Source organism: Halomicrobium sp. HArcht1-1 (assembly GCF_058933285.1).
Genome location: NZ_JBZYDL010000004.1, coordinates 175,620 through 191,085 on the forward strand (window position 1 = coordinate 175,620; position 15,466 = coordinate 191,085).

11 protein-coding genes are annotated in these 15,466 nt (G+C 65.7%); 8 read left to right on the forward strand and 3 right to left on the reverse strand.

Annotation, left to right across the window (positions count from 1 at the left end):
* Positions 1–51: 51 nt before the first annotated feature.
* Entirely contained in the window at positions 52–1,383 is a 1,332-nt protein-coding gene (locus AC5FRZ_RS17380; RefSeq protein WP_493565258.1) for a glycerate kinase type-2 family protein, read from the reverse strand.
* 95 nt (positions 1,384–1,478) lie between these two features.
* Here AC5FRZ_RS17380 and AC5FRZ_RS17385 point away from each other — a divergent pair, with 95 nt between their 5' ends.
* Together AC5FRZ_RS17385 and AC5FRZ_RS17390 are read left to right on the forward strand one after the other, a co-directional pair.
* A complete protein-coding gene (locus AC5FRZ_RS17385; protein ID WP_493565259.1) occupies positions 1,479–2,354 on the forward strand; it encodes a CehA/McbA family metallohydrolase in 876 nt (291 codons plus the stop codon).
* The gene (locus AC5FRZ_RS17390) at positions 2,355–3,527 is read left to right on the forward strand and encodes an MFS transporter (RefSeq protein WP_493565260.1); all 1,173 of its coding nucleotides are present in this window, start codon (positions 2,355–2,357) and stop codon (positions 3,525–3,527) included.
* Positions 3,528–3,573: 46 nt separating this feature from the next.
* Here the strand turns inward: AC5FRZ_RS17390 and AC5FRZ_RS17395 are convergent, their stop codons facing one another.
* Positions 3,574–4,776, reverse strand: coding sequence for a glycoside hydrolase family 88 protein (locus AC5FRZ_RS17395; protein ID WP_493565261.1), 1,203 nt, complete (start codon positions 4,774–4,776; stop codon positions 3,574–3,576).
* 109 nt (positions 4,777–4,885) lie between these two features.
* Here AC5FRZ_RS17395 and AC5FRZ_RS17400 point away from each other — a divergent pair, with 109 nt between their 5' ends.
* Genes AC5FRZ_RS17400 through AC5FRZ_RS17415 form a run of 4 tightly spaced genes read left to right on the forward strand, consistent with a single transcriptional unit; the run spans position 4,886 to position 9,216 of the window.
* Positions 4,886–6,256 carry an ABC transporter substrate-binding protein gene (locus AC5FRZ_RS17400; protein WP_493565262.1) on the forward strand — a complete coding sequence of 457 codons (1,371 nt, stop codon included), beginning with the start codon at positions 4,886–4,888 and terminating at the stop codon, positions 6,254–6,256.
* A 1-nt stretch (position 6,257) separates the two neighbouring features.
* Positions 6,258–7,235 (forward strand): carbohydrate ABC transporter permease, encoded by a 978-nt coding sequence (locus AC5FRZ_RS17405; protein WP_170092920.1) that lies wholly within the window; start codon positions 6,258–6,260, stop codon positions 7,233–7,235.
* A 1-nt stretch (position 7,236) separates the two neighbouring features.
* Positions 7,237–8,088: a carbohydrate ABC transporter permease gene (locus AC5FRZ_RS17410; protein ID WP_170092921.1), complete on the forward strand. Its 852-nt coding sequence runs from the start codon at positions 7,237–7,239 to the stop codon at positions 8,086–8,088.
* Between the two features lie 6 nt (positions 8,089–8,094).
* Complete coding sequence (locus AC5FRZ_RS17415; RefSeq protein WP_493565263.1) at positions 8,095–9,216, forward strand: ABC transporter ATP-binding protein; 1,122 nt, start codon at positions 8,095–8,097, stop codon at positions 9,214–9,216.
* Between the two features lie 201 nt (positions 9,217–9,417).
* Here the strand turns inward: AC5FRZ_RS17415 and AC5FRZ_RS17420 are convergent, their stop codons facing one another.
* Positions 9,418–12,519 (reverse strand): glycoside hydrolase family 2 TIM barrel-domain containing protein, encoded by a 3,102-nt coding sequence (locus tag AC5FRZ_RS17420; protein ID WP_493565264.1) that lies wholly within the window; start codon positions 12,517–12,519, stop codon positions 9,418–9,420.
* A gap of 108 nt (positions 12,520–12,627) precedes the next feature.
* Here AC5FRZ_RS17420 and AC5FRZ_RS17425 point away from each other — a divergent pair, with 108 nt between their 5' ends.
* A complete protein-coding gene (locus AC5FRZ_RS17425) occupies positions 12,628–14,406 on the forward strand; it encodes a CBM96 family carbohydrate-binding protein (RefSeq protein ID WP_493565265.1) in 1,779 nt (592 codons plus the stop codon).
* Between the two features lie 646 nt (positions 14,407–15,052).
* Positions 15,053–15,226 (forward strand): hypothetical protein, encoded by a 174-nt coding sequence (locus AC5FRZ_RS17430; protein ID WP_493565266.1) that lies wholly within the window; start codon positions 15,053–15,055, stop codon positions 15,224–15,226.
* Positions 15,227–15,466: the final 240 nt, after the last annotated feature.

A 15,466-nucleotide genomic window follows, 5' to 3' on the forward strand; every position in this document is an offset into this window, starting at 1 on the left:
GCGGTCGCGACCGCGGCGGCGACTCTCGTCACGAACTGACAGCCAACAGTATCAGGCGCGGTCGGGAACCACGAGGACCACGACGTCGTTGACGTTCGTTCCCGTGGGGCCGGTCCGGATCGTCGCGTCCGCCTCGCTCAGGAACCGTCCCGCGTCGTTGGCCGCGAGCGCCTCGCGGGCGGCCGCCCGGTCCGTGACCGTCTCGGCGTCGACGAGCGCGCCAGCGACCGCCGAACTCCCGTCCTCGCCGTCGCTGTCGACGGCGGCGACGACCGTCTCGCCGCTCAGCTCGATGCCGGCCGACAGTGCGAGTTCCTGGTTGGGACCACCGGTCCCGCCCTCGCCGGTGATCGAGACGGTACACTCCCCGCCAGCCAGCACGACTGCCGGCGGTTCGACCGGGTCGCCCGTGGCGGCGATCTCCTCGGCGACGGCCAGCAGGGTCGTGCCGGCCTCGCGGGCCTCGCCGCGCAGGCGCGAAGTCACCACGAGCGGCGTGTACCCCGCCTCGCGTGCGACATCGCGGGCCGCGTCGAGCGCCAGTGCGTTGTCTCCGACCAGGTGTGTCCGGACGCGCTCGGCCGACAGCCCAGCGGTGGTCGGCGTTTCCGGTCGCCGACCCGCGTCCCCGGCCGCGAGGTGCGCGGCGACGGCCTCCGGCGGCGTAACGTCGTGCCGTTCGAGCACGGCCAGCGCGTCGCCGTACGTCGTCTCGTCCGGAACGGTCGGCCCACTGCCGATGGCCGACAGGTCGTTGCCGACGACGTCAGAGAGGACGAGCGTTGCGACGGTGGCCGGTGCGGCCGCCGCTGCGAGGCGGCCCCCCTTGCTCTCCGAGAGGTGTTTGCGGACCGCGTTGATCTCGTCGATGGGCGCGCCGCTGTCGAGCAGCAGCGCCGTCGTCTCGCGGAGCTCCGTCAGCGAGAGGTCGCCGGCCGGAGCCGTCAGGAGTGCGCTCGTCCCGCCAGTGACGACCGGGACCACGAGCGTCTCGGCGTCGGCCTCGGCCACCAGTGCCAGCAGTTCGGCCGTGGCCTGGACGTTGCGCTCGGACGGGAGGGGGTGGTCGCCGGTGACACACCGGACGCGGTCGCTCTCGGTCGGGTGTTTGGTCACGACCAGTCCGTCGGTAACGTGGTCGCCGAGGATCGATTCCAGCGCAGTGACGACGCCGCTGGCGGCTTTCCCGCCCCCGACGACGACCACGTCGCGGTACGCGGTGAGGTCGTACTCGGTGTCGGCGATCGACAGCGTCCCGTCCGAGACGGTGACGTTCGACCGGATCGCCGCTTCGGGTGCCGCGGCGGCGACGGCGCGTTCGAGACAGTCGAGTGCGAGGGCGTGGGTCTGACTGCGCTCCAGTGTCGCTCGGTTCTCGATCATGGCTCACCGTGCGTGCTCCGACCCAAAAGAGTGTGTGTTCGAGAGCGGTCAAAGTGGCAGTAGCTTTAACTCAGTCCGATTAGTGCGGCCACAGTATGCAGATCGAACACCCATACACCGGCGACGGGCGTTGGCTGCGAGGGAACCTCCACACCCACACGACCGAGACCGACGGCGCGGACACCGTTGAGGAAGTACTCGACGCCTACGAGTCGATCGGACACGACTTCCTCGCGATCTCGGACCACGACCTGCTGGTCGATCCCGACCGGTATCGGGCGGACACGTCGCTGACGCTGTTGCCGGCCGTCGAAGTGACGGCGAACGGCGCTCACGTGGTACACGTCGGAGCGACGGCGGTCGTCGAGCCGCGGGCAGACCGCCAGGCCGTCGTCGACGACATCCGAGAACAGGGGGCGATGGCGATCCCCGCACACCCCAACTGGGAGGCCGACTTCGACCACTGGCCCCAGAGCCGACTGTCGGAGCTGACCGGCTATCACGGCATCGAGATCTACAACGGCAACATCGAGCGGTGTCCGGGCACACCACTGGCGACCGATCGGTGGGACCAGCTCCTGTCGGCCGGGCGGCGCGTCTGGGGCTTCGGAACGGACGACACCCACGACGCGGTCGACGTGGGGAACGCCTGGACGGTCGTACAGGTGGCCGAGCGAACACCCGCGGCAGTGCTCGAAGCCCTCGCTGCCGGACAGACGTACGTCTCGACCGGCGTCGATATCGAGCGAATCGCGGTCGAGGACGGGACCGTCGAACTCGCCACCAGCGAGCCCGTGACGGCCCGTCTGGTGAGCGACTGGGGGCGGATCCAGCAGACGAGAGCGGGCGAGACGGTCCGGTTCCACCTGCCAGAGGATCTGGTCTACGGACGGGAACACAGCTACGTGCGAGTGGAGTGTCGTGGCCGGGGCGACGACGCGGCCTGGACCCAGCCGTTCTACCTGACATAGATGGAGCGGGGCTATCGCCACGTCGTCCTCGCGAGTTGCGTGCTCGCTTTCTTCGGGAGTCGCGTCGGCCAGCTCGTCATCAGTCCGCTCGTTCCCGAGATCACCGGGGCGTTCGAAGTGTCGAAGGGGGCGATCGGTGCGGCGCTGACGGGCATGTGGGCCGCGTACGCGCTCGTGCAGTACCCCGCCGGTGTCTTCGGTGACCGGTTCGGCGAGCGCCCGGTCGTGCTGGTCTCGCTCGCGACGGCGGCCGTCGGCAGCGTCCTGCTGGCCGTCGTGGCGACCTTCCCGCTGTTCGTCCTCGTCGTCGTCGCCCTGGGTGCGGGCGTCGGGCTGTACTACAACGCCGGGACGACGCTCCTCACACGGGAGTTCGACGGCGTCGGTCGAGCGATCGGCGTCCATCGGATCGGCGGACAGGCGGCCGGCCTGCTGGCCCCGATCTCGGTCGCGGCCGTGACCGTCCGGTTCGGCTGGCGGTCCGGGTTACTGGTCGGGGCCGTCGCCGCGCCGATACTGCTCCTGTTCTGGGTGACCGTCCGACCCACGCCACCGCGTCGACCGGACGTGAGCGTCCGTCAGCAGTTCGACGCGGGCTTGTTCCGCGACATCCTCTCCCGGCCGGTGCTGGCCTACGGGACGGCAGTGGCCGTGCTCGCGGAGTTCGTCGGGATGGCGGCCACGTCGTTCCTCCCGACCTTTCTGGTGGCGGCACAGGGGTTGTCCCTCCAGCGAGCGAGCGTGCTGTTCTCGCTTTACTTCGTCGTCCTGGCGGTCGCCCAGCCGGCGACCGGCTGGCTGTCGGACGCCGTCGGTCGCGCCCGAGCGACGATGCTGGCGCTGGCGAGTGGCGTCGTCGGGTACGCCCTGCTGGTCGGTGCCACGGGCCTGGTGCCGGTCGTCGTCGGTGTCACGCTGGCCGGGTACGCGATGAGCTGGAGCACGCCGATCCAGGCGCTCTTTCTCGACCAGCTCGGCCGCGCGGAGCGAGGCACCGGCTTCGGACTCGTGCGGACCGTGTACGTCCTGCTCGGGTCGCTCGGGAGCGTCGTCACGGGCGGCGTCGCAGACCGCCTGGGCTGGACGGTCGCGTTCGGCATGCTCGGTCTCGTGCTCCTGTCGGCGGCGGGGCTCGTCGGCGCGGCACAGCTCGCGAACGTCGAAGCGTCGTGATTTCGGCCACTCGCCGCGGCCACGGCACCGAGAGAGCGGTCGGCGGTTACCAGAACCGGTCGTAGTGTTCGGTCGCCCGGACGAGCGCCTCGACGTAGAAGTAGTCTCCCCAGATGCAACACTCGCCGTAGTCGCCGTCCGACGGGTGGTACGCTCCGTCGGTCAACAGCCCGTTGGACGCCTCGCCCGCGGTGTAGTGCTCGGTGAGACTGGCCAGCGTCGCCAGCGAGGCGTTGCGGTAGGCCGGGACGCGCTCGTCGCCACTGGGGAGCTGTCGGGAGAGTTCGTCCAGCCCGCAAGCGGCGACGGCGGCGGCCGAGCTGTCGCGGATCGCCGGGTCCGTCGGGGCGTCGAAGTCCCACAGCGGGACGTGGTCGTCCTCGACGTGTGAGAGGTAGTAGTTCGCGACCTTGGCCGAGAGCCCCGCGTAGGCACCGGTGTCGAGATAGTCGGCGGCGACCGCGTAGCCGTAGATCGCCCACGTCTGGCCCCGCGACCAGCAGGAGTCGTCGTCGTACCCCTGGGCCGTCTCACCACCCAGAGCCGTCCCGTCCTCGACGTCACACCGGAACGTATGAAACGTCGAGGCGTCCGGGCGGACGACGTGGGCGGCGTTCGTGCGGGCGTGAGACGCCGCGATAGCTCGGTATCGCGGGTCGTCCGTGACCTCGCTGGCCCAGAACAGCAGCGGGAGGTTCATCATCGTGTCGACGATCATCCGCCCGCGGTTCTCGTCGTCTTCGTCGTCCATACTCCCCCACGCCTGGAGGAGGCCGGGCGTCTGCCAGTAGCGGTCGGTGAGCAGATCGGCCCCGCGGAGCGCGATCGATCGATACCGCTCCTCGTCGGTCAGCCGGTAGCCGGCGACTGCCGACAGCGTGTACAGAAAGCCCAGATCGTGCGTCTCGACGAGGCCGTCGTCGAGGCGGTGCGCGAACGTCTCCAGTTGTGCCTCGGCGGCGTCTCTGAACCGCTGCTGGCCGGTCACGTCGTAGGCGAGCCAGCAGAGTCCGGTCCAGAAGGCGGTCGTCCACCCGTCGGTGTTGCCGGTCGACCCGTAGACGAGGTCGTCGCTCGAAGCCGTCGGGAACCGGTCGTAGTACCGATCGAGGTTCTCGCCGATCCGCTCGATCGCGGCGGTCAACGCCTGTTCTAGCTGTTCCTGGCTTCGCTCTGGCCGGTCGAAGTAGCGGTCGGGAAGCGCCGGTTCGGACACTGCAGCCGCGAGCGCCTGAGGACTTCGGCTCATTCGGTTCGAACTCACTCCAGACGGACAATAAACCTATTGTCGAAACCTGGCGGGGGTGTGCCATCCGAAAACTATATGTATAAACGTCATAGTTATTCCCACGTCCGCAATGACAGACCAGAATGCGAGCAGCGATCGGCGACAGCTACTGAAGGCGCTCGGCACGCTCAGTGTCGCAAGTATGGCCGGCTGTATCAGCCAAAGCGGCTCCGACGGCGAGGGGTCGGGCGAGAGCGGCGACGGCTCCGCCGGGGAATCGGGGGGCTCCACCGAGGAGAGCGGGGAGGCCACACCGGTACCCATGGCAGATTCGTTCAGCTTCTGGGAGCTGAGCAAGACGTGGGGGCCACACATCGAGCGCTACGAGTCCGAGACCGACGCGACGGTCGAGCACACGAACATGGGTCCGGACGAACTGCTCGACAACCTCCAGACGCGGCTGCTCTCGGGGACTGGTGCGCCCGACGCCGCGATGGTCGAGTACACCTCGCTCAAGCAGGTCGCAAAGACCGGCGGGCTGCGTGACATCTCCGACTGGATCGACGAGGCCGACATCCGCGACGACTTCACGTCGGGGATCTGGGAGGTCGTCAGCGACGGGGACGCAGTGTACGAGGTCCCCTACGACATCGGACCGGCGACGCTGTTCTACCGCAAGGACATCTGGGACGAGCACGGGCTCAGCGACGACATCGAGACCTACGACGAGTTCATCGCGGAGGGCAAGAAGCTCCCGGACGACGTGTCGCTGCTGTCGCTTCCGGGCAACGGCCTCTCGGTGTTCTGGCGGATGATGTACCGCCAGCTCGGCGGCGTCGAGTTCGACGAGGAAGGACGACTCGCGTTCGACAACGACAAAGCGGTACAGGCGATGGCCCAGCTCCAGGAGCTTGCCGACGCCGGCATCACGGACGACACCGCGAGCTGGAGCCAGCAGTGGTTCGCCGGCTTCAACGAGGGGACCATCACGGCCTACCTCTCGGGGGCGTGGTTCAGCGGGACGCTGATGTCCTCGATGGACGAGGCGGCGGGCGACTGGCGGGGCATGAAGATCCCGGCCCTGGAGTCGGGCGGCACCCGTGCGAGCAACATCGGCGGCTCCGGCGTCTGCTTCCCGGCCCAGAACGACGAGGCCACGGCACGCCGGGCCTTCGACTTCGTCGTCAACACGACGACCAACGTCGAGGAGATGGCGAACCTCTTCGCCGAAGAGGGCAACATCAGCGCGTACATGCCCGCGTGGGACGACGAGGCCTTCGAGAACCCCCGCGAGTTCTTCGGCGGGCAGGCGCTCGGTTCGCTGTGGACCGACATCGCCGACGACATTCCGCCGTACCGCTACACGCTCGACTCGCCGAAGATCATGAACCTGCTCAACCCGCTCCTGCAGGACGTCGTCTACGGTGACCTCGATCCCGAGTCGGCACTGGAGGAGTGGGTCACCCAGTCCGCCAACGAGACCGGGCGTGAAGTCGCCTAACATGAGCCGCCAGCTGCTCGTTCCGCTGCTCGATCAGGTTCGATTCAAGCGCGAGCAGTTGAAAGACCGACTCCCGACGCTGCCTGGAACGCCGCTGTTGTTCTTGAGTCCGTTCTTCCTGCTGTTCGGCGTGTTCCTCGCGATCCCGGTTTTCTACACCTTCTACCTGTCTTTCTTCACGTTCCAGGGCGTCTCGACGGAGGCGCTGTTCGCCATCGACATCGGGGCGTACCAGATCATGATCCCCGAGATGGCGAACCTCCAGTACGTCGGTCTGGACAACTATCGACGCCTGCTCACCGACAGCGTGTTCTACCAGTCGCTGTTGAACACGGCGATCATCTTCGTCGTGCAGGTGCCCCTGATGGTCGCGCTGGCACTCGGGCTCGCGCTCGTGTTGAACGCCGCCTACACCAAGTACAAGGGCATCTTCAGGAGTCTCCTGTTGCTCCCGGTGTCGGCGAACACGGTCGCGTACTCCGCCGTGTTCATCGTGATCGCGGCGGAAGGCGGGATCGCCGACATCGCGCTCGGCGCCGTGGGAATCAGTCCGATCGACTGGCTCAGCGACGGCTTCTGGGCGCGGAACCTCGTGGCGTTCATGTCGGTGTGGCGCTGGACGGGGTACAACATGATCATCATCCTCGCCGGACTACAGACGATCTCGCCGTCGCTGTACGAGGCCGCGGAGATCGGCGGCGCGACGAAGATCCAGAAGTTCCGCCACATCACGCTGCCACAGCTGAAACCGATCATGCTGTTCGTCTTCGTGACGACGACGATCGGCGTCTTCAAGAAGTTCGCCGAGCCGATGATCGTCATCAGCTCTGGGGGCCCGATCAACGAGACGCGAACGATCGTCTACTACATCTGGCAGGTCGCGTTCCAGAACCTCGAACTGGGCTACGGGAGCGCACTGACCGTCGCCCTCGTGGCGATCATCATGACCCTGTCGCTCATCCAATTCAAGGTGTCCTAAGATGCACGAAAAACTCGAAAAGGAGGCGCTGTGGCAGTTCGGTGGCTACGGGTTCCTCGTCGCCGTCACGATGGTGATGATGTTCCCCATCTACTGGGTCGTCGTCGCCTCGACGCTGCCACAGTCGGCGATCTTCGCCGGTGGTGCCGGTGAACTGCCGCGGCTGATTCCGGGGTCGAACTTCCTGACAAACGCCGAGGCGCTCGCCGCTCGGCCGGAAGTCGACTTCTACCGGAGCATGCTCAACAGTCTCGTGATCGCGGTCGTCTACACGGGCCTGGCGCTGCTGTTCTGTTCGATGGGCGGCTTCGCGCTGGCGAAGTACGACTTCAAGTACAAGCGGGCGCTGTTCATGGGGATTCTGGGAACGCTGTTGCTCCCGACGAATCTGCTGGTGATCCCGCTGTTCCTGCTCGTCTCGAACATGGGCCTGTCGAACAGCTACTGGGCCGTGATCCTCCCGTGGGCCGCGTATCCGCTGGGGATCTTCTTCATGAAACAGGCGATGCAGTCGATCCCGGACTCGCTGCTCGAAGCCGCACGGATGGACGGCGCGTCGGAGTTCCAGCTGTACTACCGCGTCGTGCTCCCGTCGATGAAGTCGTCGCTCGCCGCGCTGGCGGTGATCCTGTTTCTCTTCCAGTGGAATCTCTTCCTGTGGCCCCTCGTGGTGTTGCGCGAAGGGAAGTACACGATCCCGGTGGCCATCTCGAAGATCATGAGCAACGACATGATCGCGTACGACCAGCTGATGGTCGCGTCCGCGATGGCGATCGTCCCGATGTTCGTGGTGTTCATCCTGCTACAGCGCCACTTCGTAAACGGTATACTCGGCGGAGCAGTCAAGGAGTGATACACGATGACAGCAATAACTCTCGATGGATTGACGAAGAGCTACGACGCGACTGACATGGACGACATCCCCGACAACGAGATCGTCGCCGTCGAGGACGTCGACCTCGAGATCGAGGACGGCGAGTTCCTCGTCTTCGTCGGTCCGTCGGGCTGTGGGAAGTCGACGACGCTGCGATGTATCGCCGGCCTCGAAGACGCGACCGGCGGAGAGATCCGGTTCGGTGAGACGGTCGTCAACGACCTCCGGCCGCGGGACCGCGACGTGGCGATGGTGTTCCAGAACTACGCGCTGTACCCCCACATGACGGTCCGAAAGAACATCAGCTTCGGTCTGCGCCTCTCCTCGACGCTGACGACGCCGGAGATCGACAGTCGCGTCACCGACGTGGCCGAGATGATGGGAATCGAGGACCTCCTCTCGAAGACGCCCGACGAGCTCTCGGGCGGACAACAGCAACGCGTCGCGCTCGGGCGTTCGATCGTTCGCGAACCCGGTATCTTCCTGATGGACGAGCCGCTCTCGAATCTCGACGCGAAGCTCCGGGCAGAGATGCGCACCGAGATCCAGGAACTCCAGAACGACCTCGGCGTGACGACGGTGTACGTCACTCACGACCAGACCGAGGCGATGGCGATGGGCGATCGGATCGCCGTGCTGGACGACGGGCTCCTCCAGCAGGTCGCGCCGCCCGAAGAGATCTATCGGAGTCCCGCAAACGAGTTCGTCGCCGGCTTCATCGGGAGCCCGAGCATCAACTTCTTCGACGTGAGCGTCGACGGACAGACACTGACCGCTCCGAGTGGCTTCAGCTACGAACTCGAAGCCCACAGCGTCGAGGACGACACCGTCCGCCTCGGGATCCGTCCGGAAGACCTGACGATCGAAGAGGGCGGGGACGACATGACCGTCACCGTCGTCGAGAAGATGGGCAACGAGAACTTCATCTACGGCACCGTCGGCGACACGGAGGTCGTCGCCCGGACCGAGGTGACCGTTCGCCCGGAGCCCGGCCAGCGGGTCGGTCTCTCCTTCGCCGAGTCGGCGATGTACCTCTTCGAGAGCGAAACCGGCGCAGCGATCAAGACCAAGACCGACGAGATCGAACCGCAGGCGGCGCAGTTCTAAGTCGTCGCCGCTCGCATTCTCCTTCGGCGTGTCACGCCCAGAGAGATCGACCAGAGACGGTGCGTACTGTGGCGTGTTCGACAGCGAGTGGAAAACGAGAGGAGACGGCTGCGTGTCGCTCATACTGCCGGCTGTAACTTCGTGACGTGCTTCGGCCACCTCGGGGTGGCGAAATCGTTCACAGACGTACAGCCGGTCGTATCAGTCGTCGACGTATGGGTGTAGCGTGATCGTGAACGAGGTCGGCTCGGGCTGGACGCGGTCGGACTCGAACGTCTCCGGTCCACAGCTACCGGAGCCGAGCCCGGAGTGTGCGTGGTCCACGGAGAGGAACACGTCGTCCTCGCGGGACAGTTCGTGTTCGTGATCTGCGCCCTCAAGTTGCTCGGTCGAGTAGTGGTGTGCGGTCACGTCGAGCAGCGAGTCCCCGGTCGCGAGGAGCCCGGTACCGTTGCGGTCGGTGAGAGCCACCCAGCGGGTGTCGCTGCGGTTGCCGTTCGCCTGGGGCCTGACGTAGGGCGTGTGGAGGTCGGCAACGTCGGCCTCGTACCGACCGACGGGGGACGCCTGCTCGCTGTCGGCGTAGGACTCGCCCGGACCGCGGCCGTACCACGTGACGTGGTCGAAGTCCCCGTCGAGCGTCAGGTCGAGTCCGAGCCGTGGCAGCGACGGGAGCATCGACAGGTCGCCCTCGGGGTCGAGGTGCGTCTCGATCTCGACGGCACCGGTGGGGTGGATCGTGTACGTCTGCGTCGTCGCGAACCCGTGGGCGAACATCGGCGGCGCGAGGCGACCGTCGACGGTGATCGTGACCGTCTCCTCGCCGATCTCGGTGTCGACGGCGTCGACGCGGAACTGCAAGCTGTCGAGACCGTGCTCGCGCCAGATCTGTGCGAAGCCGACCGTCCGCGCGTCCCAGTCGGCGATCGGTTCCTCGTTTTCGTGTAGTTCGAGGAAGCGCGTGAAGAAGGTCGGGACCAGCGGCAGCCCTCTGTCGTTGTCCGTCGGCGCACGCCAGAGTCCGATCTCGGGACCCTCGGTGACGACCGACCGACCGCGGTAGGACAGCGAGTCGACGACGCCGTAGCGGGCGTCGAACCGGAGCTCGAAGTCCGCGTTCGAGACGACGATCTCGTCGTCGCTGCGCTCACAGGACAGCGGGGCGGGAAGCGTCGCGGCCGGCACCGTCGGTGCCTCGCTCGTCGGCAGTTCGAGCTGAGTCGTGGCGACCGTGTGGCCGGCCGGTGCCCACGAGGTGTCGCTGGCCAGCGAGACCTCGACGACGAGGAACTGCTCGCCCCGGTCGGCGTCCTCGAACGGCACCGTGACGGGTTCGCTGTCGCCGGGTGCGACGGCGGGGAGTTCGAGCGTGCCGCTCTGGACGACCCGGCCGTCGGCCTCGACGCGCCACCGGGCGCGGAGGTGGTCGAGCCCGCGGAAGTCGTAGCGGTTCTCGACGACGAGTTCGCCCCGGTCGAGATCTGCGGGCTCGAACGTGACCGGCTCGACGACGTTCTTGAACTCGGTGAGCCCCGGCGAGGGCGTCCGATCGGGAAAGACGAGACCGTTGATGTTGAAGTTGCCAGTGTTGGGTTCGTCGCCGAAGTCGCCGCCGTAGGCGAACCACTCCGTTCCGTCCTCGGTCGTCTGGCGGATGCCCTGATCGATCCAGTCCCAGACGAACCCGCCCTGCAGTCGCTCGTGGCCCTCGAACACGTCCCAGTACGTCTCGAAGCCGCCGGGACCGTTCCCCATGGCGTGGGCGTACTCACAGAGGATCACGGGGTGGTCCGGATCGTCGACTGCCAGGTCTTCGATGTCCTCGGGCGGGGTGTACATGGGCCCGACGATGTCGCTGACCCGCTGGTCGTGGTCCTGCTCGTAGTGGACCGGCCGCGTCGGGTCGCGCTCGCGTGTCAGTTCGTACATCGTCTCGTGGTGGGCCCCGACGGCGGACTCGTTGCCCAGCGACCAGATCACGACGCTGGGGTGGTTCTTGTCGCGTTCGAGCATCCGGACCATCCGGTCGACGTAGGTGTCTTCCCACGCCGGATCGTCGCTGAGGTGCTGGACGGCGTCGATGCGTTCCATCCCGTGACACTCGATGTCGGTCTCGTCCATGACGTAGAGCCCGTACTCGTCACAGAGGTCGTAGAACCGCGTGTCGTTGGGGTAGTGAGCGGTCCGGACGGCGTTGACGTTGTGTCGTTTCATCAGCTCGATGTCCGCGCGCATCTGGTCGACGGTGACGGCCCGTCCCCGGTCGGGATCGAAGTCGTGGCGGTTCACGCCGCGGATCGTCACGGCTTCGCCGTTGACCAGGAACTGACCGTCGGCGATCTCGACCTCGCGGAAGCCGACCGTCTCGCGAACGGTCTCGACGGGCGTCCCGTCGTCCAGCAGCGTCACCAGGAGCGTGTAGCGGTCGGGCGTCTCTGCGGTCCACTTGTCCGGGTCCTCGACGGTCGTCGACAGCGAGAGCGTCGTCTCGCCGTCGGCCAGTGCGTACGACTCCGCGAAGGTGGCGACGGTGTCGCCCGCCTCGTCGACCAGAGCGGCGCGGAGACGGCCGGTCGCGTCCTCATCGCCTGCTGATTCGATGTCGACCGCCGCGGAGAACTCGGCGTCGACGTAGTCGTCGTCCAGCTCGGTGCGGACGTCGATATCGGCGACGTGGGTCTCCGGTACGGCGTACAGAGAGACGTCACGGAAGATACCGCTGAGCCACCACATGTCCTGGTCTTCGAGGTAGCTCCCGTTGGTCCACTTGTAGACCCGTGCCGTGACCGTGTTCTCTCCGGGTTCGACGTAGTCGCTCACGTCGAACTCGGCGGGGAGACGCGCGCCCTCGCTGTAGCCGACGCGCTCGCCGTTGACCCAGAGGTGGAAGGCGGAGTCGACGCCCTCGAAGCGCAGGCGGATCTGTCGACCGTCCCAGTCCTCCTCGACGTGGACGGAGCGCCGGTACGTCCCCGTCGGGTTCTCGGTCGGGACGTTGGGCGGATCGACCGGGAACGGGTAGACGACGTTCGTGTAGTGTGGGTGTCCGTGGCCGTCGAGTTGCCAGTTCAGCGGAACCTCGATGCGGTCCCACTCGACGTCGTCCGTCGCACCCGGAATCGCTGGCGCGTCCGCAGGGGTCTCGGCGAGGTGAAACTGCCACTCGCCGTTCAATCGCCGGACCCACAGCGAGGCAGTCACGCTGTCCTGGCGTGCAGATTGCTCGTCCGGGAACGGGAACACGTCGGTGTGTGGTGCGAGCCTGTTACGACCGACTACTCGCGGATCTGTCCAGTCGGGCATGCTGTCTGTCCACTGTCCCCGTCCGCTATTCATTCTTTTGGAAATCGGACGTGCAGCGCGGTCTACACCGGAGATAGGGCGTGTGACGAGTGTAAGAGTGACAGTTCGTTGTCGCTTGACAGAACTTTTAATATAACGAACATCACCAGCACCGACGGCCGCCCGATCGAGACCACCGTCGAGAACCGGAATCTCCACACGGACGGGAGCGAGACGCTCACCGTCGACGACACCGAGAAGTCCACGACACCGGACTGGTCCGAGACGCTCACCGGCGTGTCCTGGGCGCACCTCGACGGCGTCGGTGGCTACCTGTTCCCGAACCAGCCGAACCTCGAAGCCAAGCGCGAGGAACGCACCGGTTCCTGGCAGGAGATCAACGCGGGCGGACCGAGCGAGTCGCTGACCCGCGAGTACCAGACCCTCTGGCTCGACCACGGTGTCGATCCCAGCGCCGAGACGTACGCGTACGCACTGCTCCCGGGCCACACCGCATCCGAGACGCGACAAAGGAGTCAGGAGCCCGGCTTCGAGATCGTCGCCAACGACGCCACGGTCCAGGCCGTCACGGTGCCACGCCTGGGGTTGACAGCCGCCAACTTCTGGAGTAGCGGTTCGATCACGGTCCCCGGCTCCGAGCGAACGCTCTCGGTGAGCGGCCCGGCAGCCGTCGTCGTCAGACACCGCAACGACGAGCTCGTGATCGGCGTCGCCGACCCCTCCCGAACACAGGAGACGGTCACCGTCGAGTACGATCACTATACGGACGGAATCGTCGGGACGGACTCGGCGGTCGGCGTCACGCAGTTCCAGCCAGGTGTCACGATGGAGGTCGCCGTCGGCGGCACTCGCGGTGCGACCCACTCGGCGACCTTCGACGCTCCCGTGACGGAGCTCTCACCGCGTGCAGACACGTTCGTCCGGGACGGGTCGTACTCCGGTGACAACTACGGTTCGTGGTCCTCGTTGGTCGTCAAAGGCGGTCCGACGGGCTACAGCAGAGAATCGTATCTCGCGTTCGACCTGGCGTCAGTCGCGGGCGAGGTACAGGAGGCCGTGCTCGACGTGTACGGCGCGGTCACCGACGACAACGGCGGAGCGTCCGTCGACTGTACGGTCGCCGCCGTCGACGACGACAGCTGGACGGAGGACGGACTCACCTGGGACACGAAACCCGAGCTGGGCTCGTCGCTGGGCACTCTGACCGTCACGCGGGAACGGCGCTGGTGGCGCGAAGACGTGACCGAGTTCGTACAGACAGCCGCCAGCGGTGACGGTATCGCCAGTGTCGCACTCCGGCAACCGAACGACGAGCGCTACGCCAGCTTCGACAGCCGGGAGGCAGACGAGCACCCGCCGTCGCTGCGCGTCACGACCAGTCGCCCCGACACGACGGCACTCACCCCGACGGCCGACACCTTCGTCCGAGACGGGTCGTACTCCGGTGACAACTACGGATCGTGGTCGTCGCTGGTCGTCAAGAACGCGTCGACCGACTACAGTCGACAGGGGTATCTCACCTTCGACCTGAGCGCGCTGTCGGGTTCGGTCGACGAGGCCGTGCTCTACCTCTACGGCGCGGTCACCGACGACAGCGGCGGAGATGCCGTCGACTGTGCAATCAACGCCGTCGACGACGACAGCTGGACGGAGAGCGGACTCACCTGGGACACGAAACCCGATCTGGGCTCGGCACTCGGTTCGGTCACCGTCACCCGGACACCGCAGTGGTGGACCGTCGACGTGACCGAGTTCGTCCAATCGGAGGCCGGCGGCGATAGCGTCGTCAGTCTGGCCGTCCAGCAGCCACAGAGCGGCCTGTACACCGACTTCAACAGCCGAGACGCCGACGAGAAGGTGCCGACGCTCCGGGTACAGACCTCGTAACCGGATACCGAACTCTTTCATCACAGTTGGAGACCGTTCGAGCCGCCGACAGCGTGACCAGACTGACGACAGCCGTCGAGAGAGTCAGTACGTGTACAGACATGGCGACTGGAGTTCAGCATAGCTGAACCGTTCGCTTCGAGAACCAGATCTATGCCAGAAGAACGCGAGGGAATAGCCAATAGTGAACGAAGTTCGCCTATAGTGCATGGGATTCCCTATTAGCGGACTTGGTGGCATATCGGACCAGCGCCTGCATTACAACACTAATGCTGTAATAGAATCGGGCTATCCCGTATCCCGTGCAGTCACTCGTAGAACGACCGTGTCTCCATGACCGGAGGAGGAATCACCAAATCGTCCATATCTTCGATTTTTCCATAGATATATTCACCTCTTATTACAACAAAATACCCCATACCATTCCTCATTTCAGATATATGATCACATCATTGGATTTTTTAGATATAGACAATCATTTTTGGTCCCCTAATTTAAGATACGATGGTCGTTTTGACCCACCAGGAGGTTAGATTCGCCTTTCGAACTAACAGGCGACCACACACGACTCTAAGCGACGGTCGGTGTCGCCACCGGCGAATCGGTTCGGGAGAACGCTCTCGGTCGTCGGGCAACAGCGATCCGCATGAAGCAATCGGTAATCAACCGGCCGGAGATCGCGTGCGCGCTGCTGTGCGGTGCTGTCGGGTTCGGGTTGTACGGCGTCGAGAGTGGCGTGCTGTGGGCCATCGTCGGATACTTCCTCGGCAAGTCCATCAAGAGTCTGTTCTGGACCGTCACTGGAGGCCCGAGCTCGTAGACCACGACCCACGCAGCGAACGACGACGGACCCGCAGGTGTGCGAAGCGATCGGAGACGACACGTGTGACCGGCGACCCACTGTGCTTTTGCATGCGTCGAAGCGCCGTCGCGGTGGTCCTCGTCACGAGCGAGGAGGATCACTGATCCGGACGGAGACGCCGACATGGTCTTCACACGACTGCAACGAGCCTCTCTTCCATCGGAGCGATGCCTCTCAGAAGAGGGAGAGATCGGGCAC